Below are 20389 nucleotides of genomic sequence, written 5' to 3' on the forward strand. Positions count from 1 at the left end.
ACGTCTGCCACGGACGAGCCTGGCGTCAGAACAGGCCGGTGACGCGCCCGTCGTCGTCGATCCCGATCCGCTCGGCCGCCGGGGACGTGCCCAGGCCGGGCATGGTGCGCATCGTCCCGCAGATCGCGTAGAGGTAGCCGGCGCCCACGGCGGCGCGCAGCTCCCGGACCGGCAGGGACCACCCGGTGGGCGCGCCCTTGCGGGCCGGGTCCGCGGTGGTGGACAGGTGGGTCTTGGCGATGACGACCGGCAGTCCCCCGTAGCCGAGCTCCTCGTAGCGGGCCAGCTGGTGCTCCGCGGCCGGCGTGATCTCGAGGCCGTCCGCGCCGTAGACGCGGGTGGCGACCGCGGTGAGCTTGTCCTCGAGGGACTCGGTGAGCCCGTAGGTCGGGGTGTACCCGGCCGGGTGCTCGCACGCGGCAGCCACGGCGTCGGCGAGCTCGGCCGCCCCGGCGCCGCCCTGGGACACCGCCGTGCACACGGCCACCTCCGCCCCGGTCGCCCGGGCGATCCGGCGGATCGCCTCGTGCTCCGAGGGGTGGTCCCCGGGGAACGCGTTGATCGCCACGACCGGGGAGATCCCGAAGGAGCGGGCGATCGCCAGGTGGTGCAGCAGGTTGGCCGCCCCCGCCTCCACGTCCTCGGGGTTCTCCTGGAGCATCTCGGCCGGCAGCGCCTTGCCCGGGCGCACGGTGTAGTGGCCGGAGTGGGTCTTCAGCGCCCGCACCGTGGTCACGAGCACCGCCGCGTCCGGGGTCAGGCCGGAGGCCCTGGCCTTGACGTTGACCAGTCGCTCGAGACCCATGTCCGCGCCGAACCCGGCCTCGGTGATGACGTAGTCGGCGTGGGCCATGGCCACGTAGTCGGCGACCACGGAGGAGTTGCCGGTCGCGATGTTGCCGAACGGCCCGGCGTGGACCAGCGCCGGGGTCGCCTCGAGGGTCTGCAGCAGGTTCGGCTGGAAGGCGTCCTGCAGCAGCACGGCCATGGAGCCGGCGGCCTTGAGGTCCTCCGCGGAGACGGGCTCGCCGTCGTGCGTGGCGCCGACCACGATCCGGCCCAGCCGGCGGCGCAGGTCGGCGAAGGACGTGGCGAGCGAGAGGATCACCATCACCTCGGACGCGGCCGTGATGTCGAAGCCCGTCTGGCGCGGCACGCCGTCCTGGTGGTCGCCGAGGCCCACCACCACGGTGCGCAGCGCCCGGTCGTTGACGTCGAGGACCCGCCGCCACGTGATCGAGCGGACGTCCAGGCCCAGGGCGTTGCCGTGGTGCAGGTGGTTGTCGATCATCGCCGCCAGCAGGTTGTGGGCGGCCGTGACGGCGTGGAAGTCCCCGGTCAGGTGCAGGTTCAGCTTGTCCATCGGCAGCAGCTGGGCGTACCCCGCTCCTGCGGCGCCGCCCTTGATGCCGAACGTGGGGCCCATGGAGGGCTGGCGCAGGGTCAGGGCCGCGGAGCGGCCGGTGGCCGCCATGCCCTGGGCCAGGCCCACCGCCGTGGCCGTCTTCCCCTCGCCGAGCGGCGTGGGGGTCAGCGACGTGACCACGACGTACCGCACGCCCCGGGCGTGCTTGCGCTCGGCGGCCTCCTCGGGGGTGGACACCTCGTCCGGGCGCGGGTCGACCTTCGCCACGAAACGCCCGTAGGGCTCCAGGCGGTCGGCGGCGATCCCGGCGGCGGCCGCGATCTCGGTCACGGGGCGGGGCCGGGCGGCCTGGGCGATCTCCAGGTCCGAGGGCAGCGGGGCTGTGACGTGCGTCATGCGCCCAGTCTGCGGGACCGGGGTGCGTCCCGGCGAGTGCCCCGCCGTCGGTGACGACGCACGGGTCCCCGTGGCGCGGTACCGGCACAGGCCCGGCCGGGCCGTCCCGATACAGTGGAGGACGATGAAACTCCTCGAAGCCCTCTCCCCCGAGCTCGGCGCCCCGGGCCACCCGTACTACCGCGGCGACTTCGCCACCAACGCCCTGTCCGGGGACGAGGTCTACGAGGGGTTCCTCGGCTGGATCGCCTCCCGGGACATGGAGCTCTACCCCGCCCAGGACGAGGCCGTGCTCGAGTTCGCGAGCGGGTCCAACGTGATCCTCGCGACCCCGACCGGGTCCGGGAAGTCCACGGTGGCCGTCGCGGCGCACTTCGCGGGTCTCGCCGCCGGGCAGCGCTCCTACTACACCGCCCCGATCAAGGCGCTCGTGTCCGAGAAGTTCTTCTCGCTCGTGGGGATCTTCGGCGCGGAGAACGTCGGCATGGTCACCGGCGACTCCGCGGTCAACGCCGCCGCCCCCATCATCTGCTGCACCGCGGAGATCCTCGCCAACGTCGCCCTGCGCGAGGGCCGGGACGCGGACGTGGGGCCCGTGGTGATGGACGAGTTCCACTTCTACTCCGACCCGCAGCGCGGGTGGGCGTGGCAGGTGCCGCTGCTGGAGCTGCCCCAGGCGCAGTTCCTGGTCATGAGCGCCACGCTCGGGGACGTCTCCCGCTTCGAGGAGGGGATCACGGAGCTCACGGGGCGCCCGACGACGACGGTGTCCTCCGCGGAGCGGCCCGTCCCGCTGCACCACTACTGGTCCGAGGACCCCATCCACGAGGCCCTCGAGGAGCTGCTGAGCACCAACCAGGCCCCGGTCTACGTGGTGCACTTCTCCCAGCTGCAGGCCATGGACCAGGCCCAGAACCTGATGTCCGTCAACGTGCTGACCAAGGAGGAGAAGGAGCGCATCGGCGAGCTGATCGCCGGGTTCCGCTTCTCCGCCGGCTTCGGCAAGACCCTCAACCGCCTGGTCCGCCACGGCATCGGGGTCCACCACGCCGGGATGCTCCCCAAGTACCGCCGGCTCGTGGAGCAGCTCGCCCAGACCGGGCTGCTCAAGGTCATCTGCGGCACCGACACCCTGGGGGTGGGCATCAACGTGCCCATCCGCACCGTGGTCATCACGGCGCTGTCCAAGTTCGACGGCGAGCGCACCCGCCGGCTCAACGCCCGCGAGTTCCACCAGATCGCCGGCCGGGCCGGGCGGGCGGGCTACGACACCGCGGGCACCGTGGTGGTCCAGGCCCCCGAGCACGTCATCGAGAACACCAAGGCCATGAAGAAGGCCCACGCCAAGTTCGGCGACGACCAGAAGAAGCTGCGGCAGGTGGTGCGGAAGAAGCCGCCGCAGGGCTTCGTGTCCTGGGGGAAGCCGACGTTCGAGACGCTGGTCGCCTCCGAGCCGGAACCGCTGAGCTCGTCCTTCACGGTGACCCACTCGATGCTGCTCAACATCCTGCAGCGCCCCGGGGACCCGGTGCTGGCGGCGTGGCACCTGCTGACCCACAACCACGAGACGCGCCAGCGGCAGCGCGCCCTGCTGAAGCAGGCCATCGGCATCCTCAAGGAGCTGCGCGCCGCCGGCGTCGTCGAGAGGCTCGACGAGCCGGACGCGGAGGGCCGCACCTGGCGGCTGACCGTGGAGCTCCAGGAGAACTTCGCGCTCAACCAGCCTCTGTCCCCCTTCGCCCTCGCCGCCCTCACCCTGCTGGACCGGGAGGACCCCGGCTACGCCCTGGACGTCGTCTCCGTCATCGAGGCAACCCTCGAGAAGCCCCGCCAGGTCCTGAACATGCAGGAGAAGAAGGCCCGCGGGGAGGCCGTGGCGTCGATGAAGGCGGAGGGCCTCGACTACGACGAGCGGATGAAGGAGCTCGAGGACGTCAGCTACGCCAAGCCGCTCGAGGAGCTGCTGGGCCAGGCGTTCGAGACCTACCGCACCGGCGCCCCGTGGGTGGCGCAGTTCGAGCTGACGCCCAAGTCCGTGGTGCGGGACATGTACGAGCGCGCCATGACGTTCGGCGACTACGTGCAGTTCTACGGCCTCGCCCGGTCCGAGGGCATCCTGCTGCGCTACCTCTCCGACGCCTACAAGGCGCTGCGCCAGACCGTGCCGCTGGACCTGCTCCGGGAGGACCTCGAGGACCTCGTGGAGTGGCTGGGCGAGCTCATCCGGCAGACCGACAACTCGCTGCTCGACGAGTGGGAGAAGCTGGCCGCCGGGGAGGAGTCCCCCATGGGCACCTCCGCGGACTCCCTCGAGGAGCTCATCGAGGAGCAGCCCCCCGTGATCACGTCCAACCCGCGGGCCTTCCGGGTCATGGTCCGCAACGCGCTGTTCCAGCGCGTCGAGCTGTTCGCGGACGAGAAGGACAAGGTCCTGGGCGCTCTCGACGGCGAGCACGGCTGGGACCGGGACCGGTGGGCGGACGCGATGGACGCGTACTTCGCGGAGCACGAGGACATCTACACGGACCCCCAGTCGAGGGGGCCGGGGCTGATCCGGATCGACGAGCAGCCCGAGGGCCTGCCGGGGTACTGGACCGTGGTGCAGGTCTTCGACGACCCGGACGGCCACCACGACTGGGGCATCAACGCCCGCATCGACCTGCGGACCTCGGACGAGGACGGCTTCCCCGCCGTGGTCGTGGACAACGTCGGGCCCGTCACCGAGACCGGCCGCTGAGCCGGGCCCGCCCGCCCGGCGGTCCGACGACGACGGAGCCCCCGGCCCGCACCTGCTCGGTGCGGGCCGGGGGCTCCTGCTCCCGGTGCGCGGGGCACCGGGAGCGGGTCGCTCAGACGGCGGAGCTGCCGCCGCCGCGGGGTGCGTCCGGGGTCGTGGTGCCGGCCGCCTCCTGGGTCTCGGCCCGGGCGCCCGAGAGGGCCTCGGCCTCCGGCGCCGGCACGGGATCCGGCTCGGGACCCACACCGGTGCGCTCGAACTCGCGGTGCTTGCCGCGCGCGCGGTCCAGCAGCTCGTGGAACTGCTTCTCGGACTCGAGCAGCTCCTCGCGGTGCTTGTCGGAGATCTTCGGCATCTGCCGCTGGTACTTCGCGGCCTTCTCGGCCAGCTTCCGGCGATCCTCCGCGGAAGCGTCCTGCGGCAGGGTGACGTACTTCTCCGCGACGGTCTGCAGGCCGTTGAGCACGCGCAGGGCCCGGCCCTTGGGGCTGTAGAGGGAGGCCAGGACGGTGAGGACCAGCACCCCCACGATGACGGTCAGCGAGAGGCTGATGCCGACCTCGACGACCTCCACGTGCTCGCCGTTGTTGATGAAGCCCAGGTTGTTCTCGTGCAGGGCGTGCAGGATGAGCTTGACGCCGATGAAGCCGAGGATGACCGCCAGGCCCCAGGACAGGTAGATGAGCCGGTCCAGGAGCCCGTCGATGAGGAAGTAGAGCTGGCGCAGACCCATGAGGGAGAACGCCACGGCGGTGAACACCAGGTACGTCTGCTGGGTCAGACCGAAGATCGCGGGGATGGAGTCCAGGGCGAAGAGGACGTCGGTGCCGCCGATCGCCACCATCACGAGCAGCATCGGCGTCATCACCTTCTTGCCGTTCTCCATGGTGAACAGCTTGTCGCCGTCGTACTCGTCGGAGGTGTGCATGAAGCGCTTGGCGGTGCGGATGATGAAGTTGTCCGCCTCGTCGTGCGCGGACTCGGACAGCTCGCCCTTGATCAGGGAGCCGGCCGTCAGCAGCAGGATGAGGCCGAACAGGTAGAAGATCCAGGCGAACTGGTTGATCAGCCCGGCGCCCACGAAGATCAGGGCGGTGCGGGCGATCAGGGCGAACGTGATGCCGAACAGCAGGACCTTCTGCTGGTCCTCGCGAGGGACCTTGAAGGAGGCGATGATGATGAGGAAGACGAAGAGGTTGTCCACCGACAGCGCCTTCTCGGTGATGTACCCGGCGTAGTACTCCCCGGCGTAGGTCCCGCCCCACCGGAACAGGACGAACAGGCCGAAGAGGAGGGCGATGCCCACGTAGATCGCGGACCAGATCGCGGCTTCCTTGAGCTGCGGTTCGTGGGCCTTGCGCACGTGGAACACGTAGTCGAAGAGCAGCAGGCCGGCGATGGCCGCGATCGTGACGATCCAGACAGTGAGTGAAACTTCCATGGTTCTGCTTTCGGGGTCGAGTACGGGACAGCCGTAAGTCTCTCCGCCGATCCCGCCGGACCGTTCCGGTCCGTCGTGCTGGGCTCGACCGCTGCGTCCGGCCGGGAGAAGGCACCCGACGTGCTGACGTCCACAGCGCTGAGGGATACTCCCCTAGGCTGAGCACAGTCTATACAGGCCCCCGGGTCCGCCTCACGCCCAGGGCCCGCCTCCACCGCGCGGTGGAGGCGGGCCCTGGGGCGTGTCGGGCCCGGTCAGGTGCCTGTCGAGCCCGGCTCCGGGATCGTCACCGCCCGGGCGTGCCGGTCCCGCCGCTCGTCAGTCTCGACGCGGACGGGCGCCCGGACGCCTGGTCCTGGCTCTCGACGTGGTGTGCGTCCACGGACTTGCCGGTGTGCTCGAGCACGTCCGGAAGCTCTCCGTGCGCGCGCTGGGCGGCGGTCGAGGCCGCGCGGTGCTTCTTCACGAGCTCGGCCTGCACCATCCGGATCTCGGTGGTCGGAGTGCCCTCGGGGATGCCCTGGTAGACCTCGATGGCACGGTGCAGCTCGGCCACGGCGTGGGCGGTCCGGCCATGGGGGCTCACCAGGGAGGCGATGGTCGCGCCCACGATGATGGCCACGATGACGCCCAGCGACACGAACGTGGGGATCTCGGGGGCCCACGCGATGTGCTCACCGCCGTTGATGAACGGCACCTCGTTCTCGTGCAGGGCGTGCAGGATGAGCTTCACCCCGATGAACGCCAGGATCAGGGACAGACCGTGCTTGAGGTAGATCAGCCGCTCCATGAGCCCGCCGAGCAGGAAGTAGAGCTGGCGCAGTCCCATGAGGGCGAAGATGTTGGCGGTGAAGACGATGAACGGACTCTGGGTGAGACCGAAGATCGCCGGGATGGAGTCGAAGGCGAACATCAGGTCGGTGACGCCGATGGTCACGAAGACGACGAGCATCGGGGTGAACACGCGCTTGCCGTCCACCGTGGTGCGCAGCCTGTTGCCGTCGTACTCCTCCGTCATGGGGACCACCGTGCGCAGGCGGCGGATGAGCCCGTTCTCCTCGGTCTCGTCCTCACCCTCGTCCTTGGCCTGCTGGTAGGCGGTCCACAGGAGGAACACGCCGAAGATGTAGAAGACCCAGGAGAAGTTGGCGATGATCGTGGCGCCCAGCAGGATGAACACCCCCCGCAGGACGAGCGCGATGATGATGCCCACCATGAGCACCTCCTGCTGGTACCTCCGGGGCACCGCGAACCGGGCCATGATCACGATGAACACGAACAGGTTGTCGATGCTCAGGCTGTACTCGGTGATCCAGCCCGCCACGAACTGGGTGCCCTGCTCGGCGCCGGCGAAGACGAACATCAGACCCGCGAAGACCAGGGCGAGGGTCACGTAGACGCCCACCCAGATCCCCGCTTCCTTCATGGACGGCTCGTGGGGGCGCTTGGCGACCATGATCAGGTCGAAGAGGAGGATGCAGCCGAGGACGACGAAGGAGCCGATCTCGAACCACGCCGGTAGTTGTGTGTGCACGCGAGTTCTTTCGCTTGGAGATGGGTGCGCCCGCGGGCCGGCGCCGTCCGTGGAGCGGGGCGGGCCGGGGCGTCACGATGAGCCGCAAGTCTCTCCACCGCCCCGGCGGGCTCCGGGCCCGGATGCCGAGGTGCGGCCGCTGCGACCGGCCCGGCTCCGTTGCCCGGCGTGCTGACGACCGCAGCGCTGAGGGATACTCCCCTACGCGGGGAGGACTCTACCCCAGCCCGGGTGGACACCGGGACCGGACGTCACCGCGGGTCGTCCTTCCCGTCGGGGGCGGGGCTCAGGCGTGCCCCGCCTGCTGCATCTGCCGCAGCTCCTTCTTGAGATCCGCGAGCTCGTCACGGATCCGCCCGGCGAGCTCGAACTGCAGCTCGGCGGCCGCGGCCTGCATCTGCTCCGTCATCTGCGCGATGAGGTCCACGAGGTCCTCCGCCGGCGCGGCCGCGAACCCGTCCTGGCGCAGCTTGTCCTCCGCGGCCGCCACGGCGTCCCGCCCGCCCTTCGCCCCGGTCGGCGCGGTCTTCCTGCCGGCGGCGGCACGCCGGGCGAGCAGCTCCCGGGTGTCCTCCTCCTCGCGCTGCAGCTGGTCGGTGATGTCCGCGATCTTCTTCCGCAGCGGCTGCGGGTCGATCCCGTGCTCCGTGTTGTAGGCGACCTGGATCTCCCGGCGCCGGTTGGTCTCCTCGATGGCCGTGGCCATCGAGTCGGTGATCCGGTCGGCGTACATGTGCACCTGTCCGGAGACGTTGCGGGCGGCGCGGCCGATCGTCTGGATCAGGGAGGTCGTGGAGCGCAGGAAGCCCTCCTTGTCGGCGTCGAGGATCGCCACCAGGGACACCTCGGGCAGGTCCAGGCCCTCCCGGAGCAGGTTGATGCCGACGAGGACGTCGAACGTGCCCATCCGCAGCTCGCGCAGCAGCTCCACGCGGCGGAGGGTGTCGACGTCGGAGTGCAGGTACTGGACCTTGACCCCGTGCTCCATGAGGTACTCGGTGAGGTCCTCGGCCATGCGCTTGGTGAGGGTGGTGACGAGCACGCGCTCGTCCCGCTCGACCCGCACGTTGATCTCGTCGAGGAGGTCGTCGATCTGCCCCTTGGTGGGCTTGACGACCACCTCGGGGTCGATCAGCCCGGTGGGCCGGATGATCTGCTCCACGTAGCCGTCCGCCTGGGAGAGCTCGTACTTGCCCGGCGTGGCCGAGAGGTAGACGGTCTGGCCGATGCGCCCCAGGAACTCGTCCCACTTGAGCGGGCGGTTGTCCATCGCGGAGGGCAGCCGGAAGCCGTGCTCCACGAGGGTGCGCTTGCGGGACATGTCCCCCTCGTACATGCCGCCGATCTGCGGGATGGTCACGTGGGACTCGTCGACCACCAGCAGGAAGTCGTCGGGGAAGTAGTCGATGAGGCAGTGCGGGGCGGACCCGCGGGGACGGCCGTCGATGTGCAGGGAGTAGTTCTCGATGCCGTTGCAGTAGCCCATCTGCTCCATCATCTCGAGGTCGTAGGTGGTGCGCATGCGCAGCCGCTGGGCCTCGACGAGCTTGTTCTGGGACTCCAGCTCCTGCAGCCGCGCGGCGAGCTCGTCCTCGATGGACTTCACGGCCGTGGCCATCCGGTCCGCGCCGGCCACGTAGTGGGAGGCGGGGAAGACGTACATCTCGGTCTCCTCCCGGATGATCTCCCCGGTGAGCGGGTGGAGGGTGTAGATGGACTCGATCTCGTCGCCGAAGAACTCCACGCGGACCGCGTGCTCCTCGTACATCGGGATGATCTCCACGGTGTCCCCTCGCACGCGGAACGTGCCGCGGTGGAAGTCGACGTCGTTGCGCGCGTACTGCATGTGCACGAACCGGCGCAGCAGCTCGTCGCGGTCCATCTCCGCCCCCCGGCGCAGCGTGACCATCTGCGCCACGTACTCCTCGGGGGTACCCAAGCCGTAGATGCAGGACACGGTGGCGACCACGATGACGTCGCGCCGGGTCAGCAGGGCGTTGGTCGCGGAGTGCCGCAGCCGCTCGACCTCCTCGTTGATGGACGAGTCCTTCTCGATGAAGGTGTCCGTCTGCGGGACGTAGGCCTCGGGCTGGTAGTAGTCGTAGTACGAGACGAAGTACTCGACGGCGTTGTTGGGCAGCAGCTCGCGCAGCTCGTTCGCGAGCTGCGCGGCGAGCGTCTTGTTCTGCACCATGACGAGGGTCGGCCGCTGGACCCGCTCGATGAGCCACGCGGCGGTCGCGGACTTGCCGGTGCCGGTGGCGCCGAGCAGCACGACGTCCTTCTCCCCGGCCTCGATCCTCGCGGCGAGCTCCTCGATGGCCTTGGACTGGTCGCCGGCGGGCACGTAGTCGGAGATGACCTCGAAGGGGGCGACGACACGGTTGATCTTCTGGGCGAGGCTCATGGCACCAGGCTACGCGCCGCCCCGGACACGGGGCCCGGGTTCCTCCGGGGGCGATCGGACCCGCGGCCACCGGGACCGCACGCCGGAAATACGCCGCGGGTGCGGCCCGTTGCACAGGGCACACCGCCTCACCCGGGGGACGCCGCCGGAGCCCGCGGGCCGCCGGGTCATCATCGAGAGGAACACCGTGTCCATCGTCATCACCGGCGCCACCGGCCAGCTGGGCCGCCACGTCATCAGCTCCCTCCTGCGCCTGGACGTGCAGCTGCCGGACCTCGTGGCCGCCGGCCGCAACGAGGACAAGCTCGGCGCCCTCCGGGAGCTGGGTCTGGCCACGGTCCGGGTCGACTACACCGACCCCGCGACCCTCGACGAGGCGTTCGCGGGGGCGGACACGGTCCTGCTGATCTCCAGCAGCGCGGCGGGCGTGCGCGTGCCCCAGCACCGGAACGCGGTCGACGCCGCCGTCCGGGCCGGGGTCTCCCGCCTCGTCTACACCAGCACCCTCGGGGCCGACCGCGGGAAGCTGCTGCTCGCGGACGAGCACCTGGCCACGGAGCAGGGGATCGCCGACTCGGGGCTCCCCTACACGATCGTGCGCAACGGCTGGTACACCGAGAACTTCGAGCCGGCCCTGCGGCACGCGGAGACCACCGGCGTGGTCCTGGCCAGCGCCGGGGACGGCCGGGTGGCCAGCGCCACCCGCGAGGACTACGCGGAGGCGATCGCCGCGGTCCTCGCCCAGGACGGCCACGCCGGGCAGACCTACGAGCTCTCCGGGGACGTGGCGTGGAGCTTCGACGAGCTCGCCGCCGCGCTGACCGAGGTCCTGGACCGGGAGGTGACCTACCGGCGCCTCACGCCCGAGCAGCACCTGGCGGAGCTCGAGCGGACCGGCGTGGACGAGAGCACCGCGCGGTTCCTGGTGGCCCTGGACGCCAACATCGAGGACGGCGCCCTGGACCTCGTCACCGGGGACCTGTCGCGGCTGCTCGGCCGGCACACCACTGCGCTGGTCGACGCGCTGCGCGCGATGCGCTGAGGCGCCCGTCCGCCGAGGGAAGACGGCCCGTCAGTTGCGGGAGGTCCCGGCCCGGGGACCGCCGCGGGAGTCGTCACGGTGGTAGAGGTACTCGTTGCCGTGCTCGTCCTTCTCGATCACGAAGTGCTTCTGGCACTCCTCGTACCAGGCGTGGGCCCGTTCGCTCTCCTCGGCGCCGTGGGTCTCCGGGGGGACGCGATCGGCCGCGCCGTAGATCTTGAGGGCGATCTGGTTCAGCCGGTCCAGCAGGCGGTAGCCCGACGACGGCGCGTCCTCGTTGACGGTGTGCTGCTCTTCGGACATGGCGTCCCCCGGTGACCGCGAAGCGGATGGGCACCATTGTATTCCTCGTGCCGCGGCCGGCACAGGCCGGTCGCTCAGCGGCTCCGGGACACCCCCGGCGGTGTGCCGCGAGGGCGGCGTCACATCTTCTGGAACTTGGCCCGGACCACCATGAACACCCCGTAGCAGATGAGGCCCAGGGCCACGGCCCCGAGGATCCACGCCCCGAACGGCTGCTCCTGCAGGCTCTTGAGCGCGCCGTCCAGACCCGTCGACTGCCCGGGGTCGCTCTGCACCGCGGCCACGACGACGAGCACGCCGAGCACGGCCAGCGCGACGCCCTTCGCCGCGTAGCCGGCCGTGCCCAGCCACACCACGGCCGAGCCGGCCCTGCCCGGCGGCAGGCTCTTCAGGTTCTCCCGGAAGGACCTCGTCACGCCCCGGTGGACGAAGAAGACACCGGCGACGACGAGGCCCAGTCCCACGGCGATCAGCAGCACCGTGCCGGCCGGGTGCGCCATGAGCCGGGCACTCATCGACTGGGTGGACTGGCTGCTGTCGCTCGAGCCCCCGAGGGCGTAGGTCCCGAACACGGCGCCGATCGCGCCGTAGGCGAGCGCCTGGCCGCCCATCTTGAGGCGGTGCTTGAGCCGCTCCCGGTCCGAGCGCTGCGTCGCGCCGAAGAACACCTCGCTGAACAGGAAGACGGCGAGCGCCGCGCAGCCGAGGAAGCACGCCCACAGCAGGACGGTGCCGCCCGGGCTGCCGGCGAGCGCGGCGACCGCCCCCGACTGGTCCGCGGAGCCCGAGCCGCCGGTGGCGACGCGCAGCGCGATGACCCCGATCATGACGTGCAGCAGGCCCGCCGCCACGTATCCGGCGCGGGCCGCGAGGATGAACCCGCGTGAGTCCGTCGCGGCGTCCGCGGCGTTGGCCGCCCTCGTGGCCTGCCGGCCGACCTCGCCCATGGCTCCTCCTGCGGTTCGGAACTCCATCGTGCGCCTGTGGACCGCCGGTGTCCACGACGCCGTTCGGCTGACACCGGCTGCTCCGGGACGACGGCTACTGCTTGAAGGCGGCGTCGAACGAGGCGCCGGAGGGCGCGAAGTCGAAGCGCTTCAGGAACGCCAGGGCCTCGGGGGCGCCCTGGAGGCGGTCCATGCCGGCGTCCTCCCACTCCACGGACACGGGGCCGTCGTAGCCGATGGCGGTGAGGGCCCGGAAGCTGTCCTCCCACGGCACGTCGCCCCGGCCGGTCGAGACGAAGTCCCAGCCGCGGCGGGGGTCGCCCCAGGGCAGGTGGGAGGACAGGATGCCGTTGCGCCCCCCGCCCGTCCGCATCTTCGTGTCCTTGCAGTCCACGTGGTAGATCCGGTCCGCGAAGTCCGAGATGAACGCCACCGGGTCGATCTGCTGCCACAGGAAGTGGCTGGGGTCCCAGTTCAGCCCGAAGGCCTCGCGGTGGCCGATGGCCTCCAGCGCCCGGTGCGTGGACCAGTAGTCGTAGGCGATCTCGGAGGGGTGGACCTCGTGGGCGAACCGCACCCCGCACTCGTCGAAGACGTCCAGGATCGGGTTCCACCGGTCCGCGAAGTCCTGGTAGCCCGCGTCGACCACGTCCTGGGAGACCGGCGGGAACATCGCCACGTACTGCCAGACGGAGGACCCGGTGAAGCCGACCACCGTGTCCACGCCCAGCCTCCGCGCGAGCCGTGCCGTCAGCTGCATCTCCTCGGCGGCACGGGCGCGCACTCCCTCGGGCGATCCGTCGCCCCAGACCCGGGGCCCCACGATGGACTCGTGCCGGAAGTCGATCGGGTCGTCGCAGACCGCCTGTCCCTTCAGGTGGTTGGAGATGGCCCACACCCCGAGACCATGGCGCTCGAGGATGTCGAGCCGGTCCCGGACGTAGGCGTCGTCGTCCCACCGCCAGGCGTCGAGGTGCTCGCCGGAGACGGCGATCTCCAGACCGTCGTAGCCCCAGCCGGCGGCCAGTTCCGCGACCTCCTCGAGCGGGAGGTCGGCCCACTGTCCGGTGAACAGCGTGTAGCGGTGGTGTCCCATGGGAGTCCTTCGGGTCGGGGAGAGCGGTTCTCCGCTGGTCCGGGGTCAGAGGTGGACGGTGGCGCCGGACCGCGCCGCGCTGTCCGTCACGGCGCCGAGCACCCGCTGGACCTCCAGGCCGTCCTCGAACCCGGGGGCGGCCGGGGTCCCCGTCTCGATGGCCCGCAGGAGGTCGGCGGCCTGGCTGGTGAACGTGTGGTCCCAGCCGAGGACGTGTCCGGCCGGCCACCACGCCCCCACGTAGGGGTGGGTGTCCTCGGTGACGAGGATCCGGTTGTAGCCCCGGGTGTCCGGCGCCGCGGCGGTGTCGAACAGGTGCAGCTCGTTCAGCCGCTCGAGGTCGAAGCGCAGGCCGCCCAGCGATCCGTAGACCTCGATCTCGAGGGCGTTCTTGCGGCCGGTGGCGCAGCGGGAGACCTCCAGGCTGACCACCGCCCCGGAGGCGGTGCGCAGGGTGGCCCAAGCGGCGTCGTCGACCGTCACCGGCTCGGGGCCGGCCGCGCCCTCCCGGGTCGGGACGAACGTGGTGACCGTCCCGGAGACGGACGTGACCGGCGAGTCCAGGAGGAAGCGCACCTGGTCGACGGCGTGCGAGGCGAGATCGCCCAGCGCCCCGGACCCGGCTGTCTCCCGGCGCAGGCGCCACGTCATGGGCGCGTGCTCGTCGGCGAGCCAGTCCTGGAGGTAGCTGACCCGGACCTGCCGGACCCGGCCCACGCGGCCGTCCGCGATCAGCTCCCGGGCCAGCGCCAGGGCCGGCACCCGGCGGTAGTTGAAGCCCACCATGGACCGGACGCCGCGGGCCCGGGCCGCCGCCGCGGCGGCCACCATCCGCTCGGCCTCGGCCACCGTGTTGGCCAGCGGCTTCTCCACGAGCACGTGCTTGCCGGCCTCGAGGGCGGCCACGGCCATGTCGGCGTGCAGGTGACCGGGGGTGCAGATGTCGACGACGTGGATGTCGTCCCGTTCCAGCACCGACCGCCAGTCGGTGCCGCTCTCCTCCCAGCCGTACCGCCGTGCGGCCTCGGCCACGTGACCGGCGTCCCGGCCCGACAGCACCTTCTGCGCCACGCGGGGCGTGGGGTAGAAGGCGTTGACGTTGCGCCACGCGTTGGAGTGGGCCTTGCCCATGAAGGAGTAGCCGAGCACGGCGACGCCCAGGGCGGCGGGCTCACGGCCGGTGGCGGGGTCGGGCACGGTGGTGGTCATGGCTGTCCTCCTGGGGGCCGGGCGCCGGCCGAGCGCAGGAACGCCAGTCCGTGCTCCGCGAGCTGGTCCTGGGTCTCCGCCAGGGGCCGCCAGATCGAGGCGGCGGTGGCGATGCTGGCGTTGAGGGCGGTGAAGCTCTCGATGGTGAGGGCGCCGGTGTAGCCCACGGCGTCCAGGGCGTCGAAGATGCCCGTCCAGTCCGTCTGGTCCCCGCCGGGGGCTCCCCGGTCGTTGCCGCAGACCTGGACGTGCACGAGGTGCTCGCCGGCGGCCCGGACGGCGTCGGCGGAGGAGCGCTCCTCGATGTGCAGGTGGTAGGTGTCCAGGGCCAGGCCCACACCGTGGCCGAGCAGCGGCCCGAGAGCGTCGAGCGCCTGCGCGGTGGTGTTGATCAGGGACGTCTCGTAGCGGTTGAGCGGTTCGACGCCCAGGACGACCCCGGCGGCCTCGGCCTCGGCGGCCAGCGGTGCCAGGTTGCGCCGCAGCTGCGCGTACGCGTCCGCGCGCTCCGCCGCGTCCATCCGCCACAGCCGTCCCGTGTGCGCGTAGAAGGGCCCGCACACGGCCGGTGCGCCGACGTCGTGGGCCAGCTGGATGCAGGCCCTGAGGTAGCGCTGGGTCCGGGCGATCACGGCGTCGTCCGCCAGGACCAGTTCCCGCCCGGGCGCCATGGCGCCGATGATGAACGGCTTGAGCCCGGCGAGCGCGTCCCGCACTGCCCCGGCGGAGAGGTCGCCGACGTTCTCCAGCGGCAGCTCGACGGCGTCGAAGCCCATGTCCGCGATCTTTCCCAGCAGCGGGGGCAGGTTCGAGTCGGTGAGCGGGGACTCCCACACCCAGGTGTTGACGCCGATCAAGCGCTGCACGGGCCTGCCTCCTCTCGTCGGACTGTCGTGGATGGCGCCCTGCCCGCCGCCGGGAGCTCCGGGGGCCGGGCCGGTGGCGGGCAGGGCGCGGTCGTGCGGGTCAGGGGATGACGCGGTCCCGCCAGACGTCGGGGTAGCCCGGCAGGTCCTCGCCGCCGAACTTGGCGTAGTGGCCGTCCGGCATCCCCTCGTTGTCGGCGAGGAAGTCCGCCCGCTGGTCCTCGGTGATGGGCTCCTGCGGCAGGACCCACTCGGCGGGGACGTCCTCGCCGGCGAAGATCTGCTCGAGCGCCAGCAGCGGGGTGCGCCACTGGAAGTTCGAGTACACCGGGGCGAGGCCGGTCAGGCCGGTGTCCTCCCACTTGCGCAGGAAGCTCATCTCGTCCTCTCCGGTCATCACCGGGTAGTCCGCGCCGGCGTCCTCGAACGCCTCGATGGCGGCGACGGCGCCGTCACCGGCGTCCATCCACACGCCCTGCACGTCCCCGGTGGCGAGCTCGTCGGAGATGATCTTCTTGATCTCGGTGGGGTCGGCCCCGGTGAAGTAGTCCGTCGCCTCGATCCCGTTCTCCTCGAAGATCCGCTCGGCCGCGGCCCAGCGCTGCTCCAGGACGTCGACGCCCGGGAGGATGCGCAGGGCCACCACCTTGTCGCCCTCCTGCAGGTTGTCGACCAGGAAGTTCGCCGAGTCGATGCCCCAGGCGAAGCCGCCGATGGGGTGGATGAACGTCGTCGCGCAGTCGGTCTCCACCCCGCGGTCGAAGACCACCACCGGTTTGCCGGTCTCGCACGCGCGCTCCACGGCGGGCGTCAGGGCGGCGGTGGAGTTCGGGGAGATGATGAACCCGTCGCACTCGCCCTCGGCGATGAAGTAGTCGATGTCGGCGATCTGCGTGTTGTCGTCGTCCTGGGCGTCACGGGTCTCCATCTCGGAGATCACCCCGGAGTCCTGGAGCACCTTGAGCTGCTCGTTCATGGTGATCCACCCGGTCTGGCGCCAGGGGTTGGAGATGGAGGCGTTGGAGAAGCACACCTTCTGCGGGCCGTCGGCGGCGAACTCCCCCGTGGCGGTCGTCTCCCCGTCGATGTACTGGGTCCAGGGCTGCTGCGGGTCCCCCTCGAAGGAGGCGGAGCGCTGCTCGAGCTGCCGGTCGTACTCCGCCTGGTCGAACCACTCGTCACCGCCCTCCGGAGCCGGTGTGGCGGCAGCGGACTCCCCTCCGGTCTCGGCGGGCGGCGGCTCCTCCATCGACGAATCGGTGGTGCAGGCGGTCAGTCCCAGCAGCGCTGCCGCTGCCACCACGGTGACCTTTGACTGGATGCTTCGGCGCATCATGTTCCTTCCTCGTCGGTGCCCGGGGTGGGCGGTGCTGCTATGGCACGTCTCGGCTCCTGCGCCGCTGCGGTCCGGCCGCGCCGGCGGCGCTTCCACGTCTGGGTGCCGGCGGCGACGGCGAGGATGATGATCGCGCCCTGCACGGTGTCCCGCCAGGTCGACTGGACGCCCAGGAAGTTCAGGAGCGCGAAGAGGGTCTCGAGGGCGAAGGCGCCGGCGGCCGCGGAGAGCACCCAGCCGCGCCCGCCGCCCAGCACGACGCCGCCGAGGACGACCGCGGTGATGGCCGTGAACTCGTAGCCGCGCCCCACGGAGGGGTGCACCCCGGCGTAGCCCACGAGGATGATCCCCGCCACGGTCGCGGCCAGGGAGGAGAGCATGAACGCCCGGGTGCGCACCCACCAGACCCGGGCCCCGGTCAGGGCGGCGGCCCGGGGGTTGTCGCCCACGGCGATGAGCGTGCGGCCGTAGGGCCGGCGCATGAGCCAGAAGGCGGCGGCCGCGACGACCGTCACCAGGACGACCGGATAGGGCAGGACCCCCAGGACGGGGACGTCCTGGATGCCGCCGCGGCCGATCTGCCGGAAGCTGTCCGCCGGGTTCCCCGTCGCGGCGCCGCCCGTCCAGTAGAGCACCAGCCCGAGCAGGGCGAGCATGGTGCCGAGGGTCACGATGAAGCTCGGCACCTTCAGGAGCGTGGTGACCAGTCCGTTGACCAGGCCCACGAGGGCCCCGAGGACGAGCATCAGCACCAGGACGGGCACGGTCCGGCTGTCGTCCTGGCCGATGAGGTTGCCGGCCACGAACACCTGGGCGGTGACCACCGAGCCCATGGACAGGTCGAACTCCCCGGAGACGATCACGAAGTACTGCCCGATGGCCGCGATGGCGATCGGCGCCGTGCGGCCGACGAACCGGATCAGCGAGCCCGGTTCACCGAAGGACGGGTTGACGGCGATCGCCGCGACCAGCAGCACCACGAGGAGCACGAAGACGGCTCCGCCGGGCGTCCGCAGACCGCGCAGCACCCGCTCGTGCCGGGGTGACCGGTTCTGCTGCAGGACCGCGGCCCGGTCCGTGACGGCGGCGCTCATGCCGGGACCTCCTGCTCGGTCCGCCCGCTCCGGTGCTGGTCGAAGCGTGCGGGCCGGCTGACCACCCGGCGCCGGGCGTACACGGCGACGGCGACGACGATCACGATGCCGCGGACCACGTCCTTCAGGAACGGGTTGATCTGCAGGACGCTCATGATGTTGTCGATCATCGCGAAGATCAGGACACCGCCCAGCGTCCCCACCAGCGACCCCTTGCCGCCCGCCAGCAGCGTTCCGCCCAGGACCACGGCGGCGATGGAGAGCAGGTCGTACCCGCCCTGGGAGCCGATGGTGGGGCTGCCCACCCCGAGCCGCGCAGCGAGCAGCAGGCCCGCGAGACCGGCCATGACGGAGCAGATGACGTGGGCGGCGACGATCGGGGTGCCGGTCTGGATCCCGGACATCCGGGCCACCCGGATGTCCCCGCCGACCGCGTACATGTGGTGGCCCAGTCGGCTGCGGGTCAGCATGAGCAGGACCACGCCGGCGCAGGCCAGCATGATCAGCGTGGAGACCGGGACCGGGCCGATGCCCGTGGCGCCGACGAGGCGGAAGGCCACGGGGGTCTGCCCCGAGCTGCCCTTGTAGTGGGTGGCGAGATAGCCGCTGACGACCAGACCGGTGCCCAGTGTGGCGATGAAGCCGTGGACCTTCAGCCCGGACACCACGAGGCCGTTGACCAGGCCGATGCCCGCGGAGACGACCAGGGCGAGTGCCACGCCGGCCAGGATGTTGCCCGGCCGGTTCGCCATGAGACCCGCCGAGAGCAGGCTCGCGAGACTGATGACGTACGGCACGGACAGGTCGAGGCTCCCCACCAGGATCACGAGCGTCTGGCCGATCGCGATGAAACCGAGGACGCTGGTCCCGGTGAGGATGGCGGAGATGTTCCCGGGGCTGACGAAACTGCGCCCGGTGGCACCGACCAGCACCATGCCGACCACGAAGGTCAGCAGGACCACGAGGTAGACGATGTGGGTGGACGTGAGCCTCGAGAACGTCATCACGGTCTCGCCCCTTCCGTGCGGGCACCGGTGGCCAGCTGCAGCACCTGCTCCTCGGTGGCGTCCGGCGGGAGCTCACCGGCGATCCGGCCGTCCCGCATGACGACGATCCGGCTGGACATGCCCAGGACCTCCGGCAGCTCGCTGGAGACCATGAGCATGGCCTTGCCCTCGGCGGCGAGCATGCGCATGAGGTTGTAGACCGCGATCTTGGCGCCCACGTCGATCCCGCGGGTCGGCTCGTCGAGCAGCACGACCTGCGGGTCCACGGCCAGCCACTTGGCGAGGACCACCTTCTGCTGGTTCCCGCCGGAGAGGTACTGGACCTCCTGGTCCAGGTCCCGGGCCACCACCTCGAGCGAGGAGAGCACCCCGGGGACGTCCTTCCGGGCCGCGGCGGTCCGCCGCGGGAAGACGGAGCGGATCACGCCCAGGGCGTTGTCCAGGATGGACTGGTCGAGGCTGAGCCCCTGCGTCTTGCGGTCCTCCGTGATCAGGGCGACGCGCTGCCGGACGGCCTGCCGGGGCGAGGAGGCCGGGTACGGCCGGCCGTCCAGCTCCATGGACCCGCGGGTGAACGGGTGGACGCCGAAGACGGCCTCCACCAGTTCCGTGCGCCCGGAGCCCTGCAGTCCCGCGACCCCCACGATCTCCCCCGCGCGCAGCGTCAGGTCGATGCCGTCGAGCTGGTCGTTGCCCCCGCCGTCGATCCTCAGGAGCTCCCGCCCCACCCCCGTGCCGGGCACCTCCTCCGGGAAGTAGGCGGAGATCGGGCGGCCCACCATCATGCGCACCAGAGCGGCGTCGTCCATGGCGGACGCGGGCTCGGTCCCCACCACGCGGCCGTCCTTGAGGACCGTGATGGTGTCGCACAGGTCGAAGATCTCCTTCAGCCGGTGGGACACGTACAGGATGGCGGTGCCGCGCTCCCGGAGCCGGCGGATGATCGCGTACAGCAGGTCCACCTCCGGACCCGCGAGGGCCGCGGTCGGCTCGTCCATGGAGATGATGCGGGCGTCGTAGCCGATGGCCTTGGCGATCTCCACGATCTGCTGCTGGGCCACGGACAGGGAGCTCACGGTGGTCGTCGGCGGGATGCTGGTGATGCCCAGGTCCTCGAGCAGGGAGCTCGTCATCGTGTTCATGGCCCGCCGGTCGACGAGCAGGCCCCTGCGCGGCTCGCGGCCGAGGAAGACGTTCTCGGCCACCGTGCGGTCGGGCAGCAGGTTGAACTCCTGGAACACCGTCGACAGCCCGGCCACGTGCGCCTGGGTCGGGTGGTGGAACTCGACGGGGGTGCCGCCGATCTCCACGGTCCCCGCGTCCCGGTCGTGGACCCCGGCGAGCACCTTCATCAGGGTGGACTTCCCAGCGCCGTTCTCGCCGACGAGCCCGTGCACCTCGCCCGCGTGCAGCTGGAGGTCCACGTCCTCGAGCACCGGCACCCCGAAGAAGGACTTCGACAGGCCCGTGACGGTCAGCACCGGGGAGCTCGCGCGCTCGTTCATGCGGCCACTGTGACACGGGCCACAGACTTCTGTCGACGATCCGGCAAAAGTTGGTTTCTGGTTGTGCGATTGTGACGTGCTTGACCCCCATAAGGGGCCGTGC

The 20389-nt window shown here is 71.1% G+C and carries 14 protein-coding genes and 1 pseudogene; 2 read left to right on the forward strand and 13 right to left on the reverse strand.

The features are described from left to right. Positions 1 to 25: 25 nt before the first annotated feature. Positions 26 to 1762: a formate--tetrahydrofolate ligase gene (locus ACFYE3_RS05850; protein ID WP_387606935.1), complete on the reverse strand. Its 1737-nt coding sequence runs from the start codon at positions 1760 to 1762 to the stop codon at positions 26 to 28. Between the two features lie 124 nt (positions 1763 to 1886). Between ACFYE3_RS05850 and ACFYE3_RS05855 the strand changes: the two genes are divergently transcribed. Further along, entirely contained in the window at positions 1887 to 4499 is a 2613-nt protein-coding gene (locus ACFYE3_RS05855; protein WP_387606938.1) for a DEAD/DEAH box helicase, read from the forward strand. 112 nt (positions 4500 to 4611) lie between these two features. Here ACFYE3_RS05855 and ACFYE3_RS05860 read toward each other — a convergent pair whose 3' ends face one another. The 3 genes and pseudogenes from ACFYE3_RS05860 to uvrB all read right to left on the reverse strand — a co-directional run bounded on the left by ACFYE3_RS05860 (position 4612) and on the right by uvrB (position 9881). Further along, complete coding sequence (locus ACFYE3_RS05860; protein ID WP_387606940.1) at positions 4612 to 5940, reverse strand: TerC/Alx family metal homeostasis membrane protein; 1329 nt, start codon at positions 5938 to 5940, stop codon at positions 4612 to 4614. A 544-nt stretch (positions 5941 to 6484) separates the two neighbouring features. Then, positions 6485 to 7474 (reverse strand): annotated as a pseudogene (locus ACFYE3_RS05865) (TerC family protein); the annotation flags it as partial. Between the two features lie 286 nt (positions 7475 to 7760). Continuing rightward, positions 7761 to 9881 carry an excinuclease ABC subunit UvrB gene (gene uvrB / locus ACFYE3_RS05870; RefSeq protein ID WP_387606943.1) on the reverse strand — a complete coding sequence of 707 codons (2121 nt, stop codon included), beginning with the start codon at positions 9879 to 9881 and terminating at the stop codon, positions 7761 to 7763. 187 nt (positions 9882 to 10068) lie between these two features. On the opposite strand from uvrB, the gene ACFYE3_RS05875 reads away from it, so the two are divergent. After that, complete coding sequence (locus ACFYE3_RS05875) at positions 10069 to 10923, forward strand: SDR family oxidoreductase (protein ID WP_387606945.1); 855 nt, start codon at positions 10069 to 10071, stop codon at positions 10921 to 10923. A 30-nt stretch (positions 10924 to 10953) separates the two neighbouring features. Here the strand turns inward: ACFYE3_RS05875 and ACFYE3_RS05880 are convergent, their stop codons facing one another. From ACFYE3_RS05880 to ACFYE3_RS05920, 9 genes are all read right to left on the reverse strand, one after another. After that, on the reverse strand, positions 10954 to 11226 hold the full coding sequence (locus ACFYE3_RS05880) for a hypothetical protein (RefSeq protein ID WP_368831223.1): 273 nt from the start codon (positions 11224 to 11226) through the stop codon (positions 10954 to 10956). Between the two features lie 119 nt (positions 11227 to 11345). Further along, positions 11346 to 12173 (reverse strand): DUF1206 domain-containing protein, encoded by an 828-nt coding sequence (locus tag ACFYE3_RS05885; protein ID WP_387606947.1) that lies wholly within the window; start codon positions 12171 to 12173, stop codon positions 11346 to 11348. A gap of 94 nt (positions 12174 to 12267) precedes the next feature. Next, entirely contained in the window at positions 12268 to 13269 is a 1002-nt protein-coding gene (locus tag ACFYE3_RS05890) for a sugar phosphate isomerase/epimerase family protein (RefSeq protein WP_387606949.1), read from the reverse strand. Positions 13270 to 13314: 45 nt separating this feature from the next. Beyond that, positions 13315 to 14478, reverse strand: coding sequence for a Gfo/Idh/MocA family protein (locus tag ACFYE3_RS05895; RefSeq protein WP_387606951.1), 1164 nt, complete (start codon positions 14476 to 14478; stop codon positions 13315 to 13317). Continuing rightward, the gene (locus ACFYE3_RS05900) at positions 14475 to 15344 is read right to left on the reverse strand and encodes a sugar phosphate isomerase/epimerase family protein (protein ID WP_387606953.1); all 870 of its coding nucleotides are present in this window, start codon (positions 15342 to 15344) and stop codon (positions 14475 to 14477) included. The genes ACFYE3_RS05895 and ACFYE3_RS05900 overlap by 4 nt, the downstream gene beginning before the upstream one ends. 100 nt (positions 15345 to 15444) lie before the next feature. Then, positions 15445 to 16677, reverse strand: a complete 1233-nt coding sequence (locus ACFYE3_RS05905; RefSeq protein WP_387607004.1) for a substrate-binding domain-containing protein — start codon at positions 16675 to 16677, stop codon at positions 15445 to 15447. Then, positions 16677 to 17774: an ABC transporter permease gene (locus tag ACFYE3_RS05910; RefSeq protein WP_387606954.1), complete on the reverse strand. Its 1098-nt coding sequence runs from the start codon at positions 17772 to 17774 to the stop codon at positions 16677 to 16679. The genes ACFYE3_RS05905 and ACFYE3_RS05910 overlap by 1 nt, the downstream gene beginning before the upstream one ends. Continuing rightward, a complete protein-coding gene (locus ACFYE3_RS05915; protein ID WP_387606955.1) occupies positions 17771 to 18778 on the reverse strand; it encodes an ABC transporter permease in 1008 nt (335 codons plus the stop codon). The genes ACFYE3_RS05910 and ACFYE3_RS05915 overlap by 4 nt, the downstream gene beginning before the upstream one ends. Further along, positions 18778 to 20286: a sugar ABC transporter ATP-binding protein gene (locus ACFYE3_RS05920; RefSeq protein ID WP_387606957.1), complete on the reverse strand. Its 1509-nt coding sequence runs from the start codon at positions 20284 to 20286 to the stop codon at positions 18778 to 18780. The genes ACFYE3_RS05915 and ACFYE3_RS05920 overlap by 1 nt, the downstream gene beginning before the upstream one ends. Between the last annotated feature and the right edge of the window lie 103 nt (positions 20287 to 20389).

It is taken from the genome of Kocuria arenosa (assembly GCF_042879215.1).
Taxonomy (GTDB): Bacteria; Actinomycetota; Actinomycetes; order Actinomycetales; family Micrococcaceae; genus Kocuria; species Kocuria arenosa.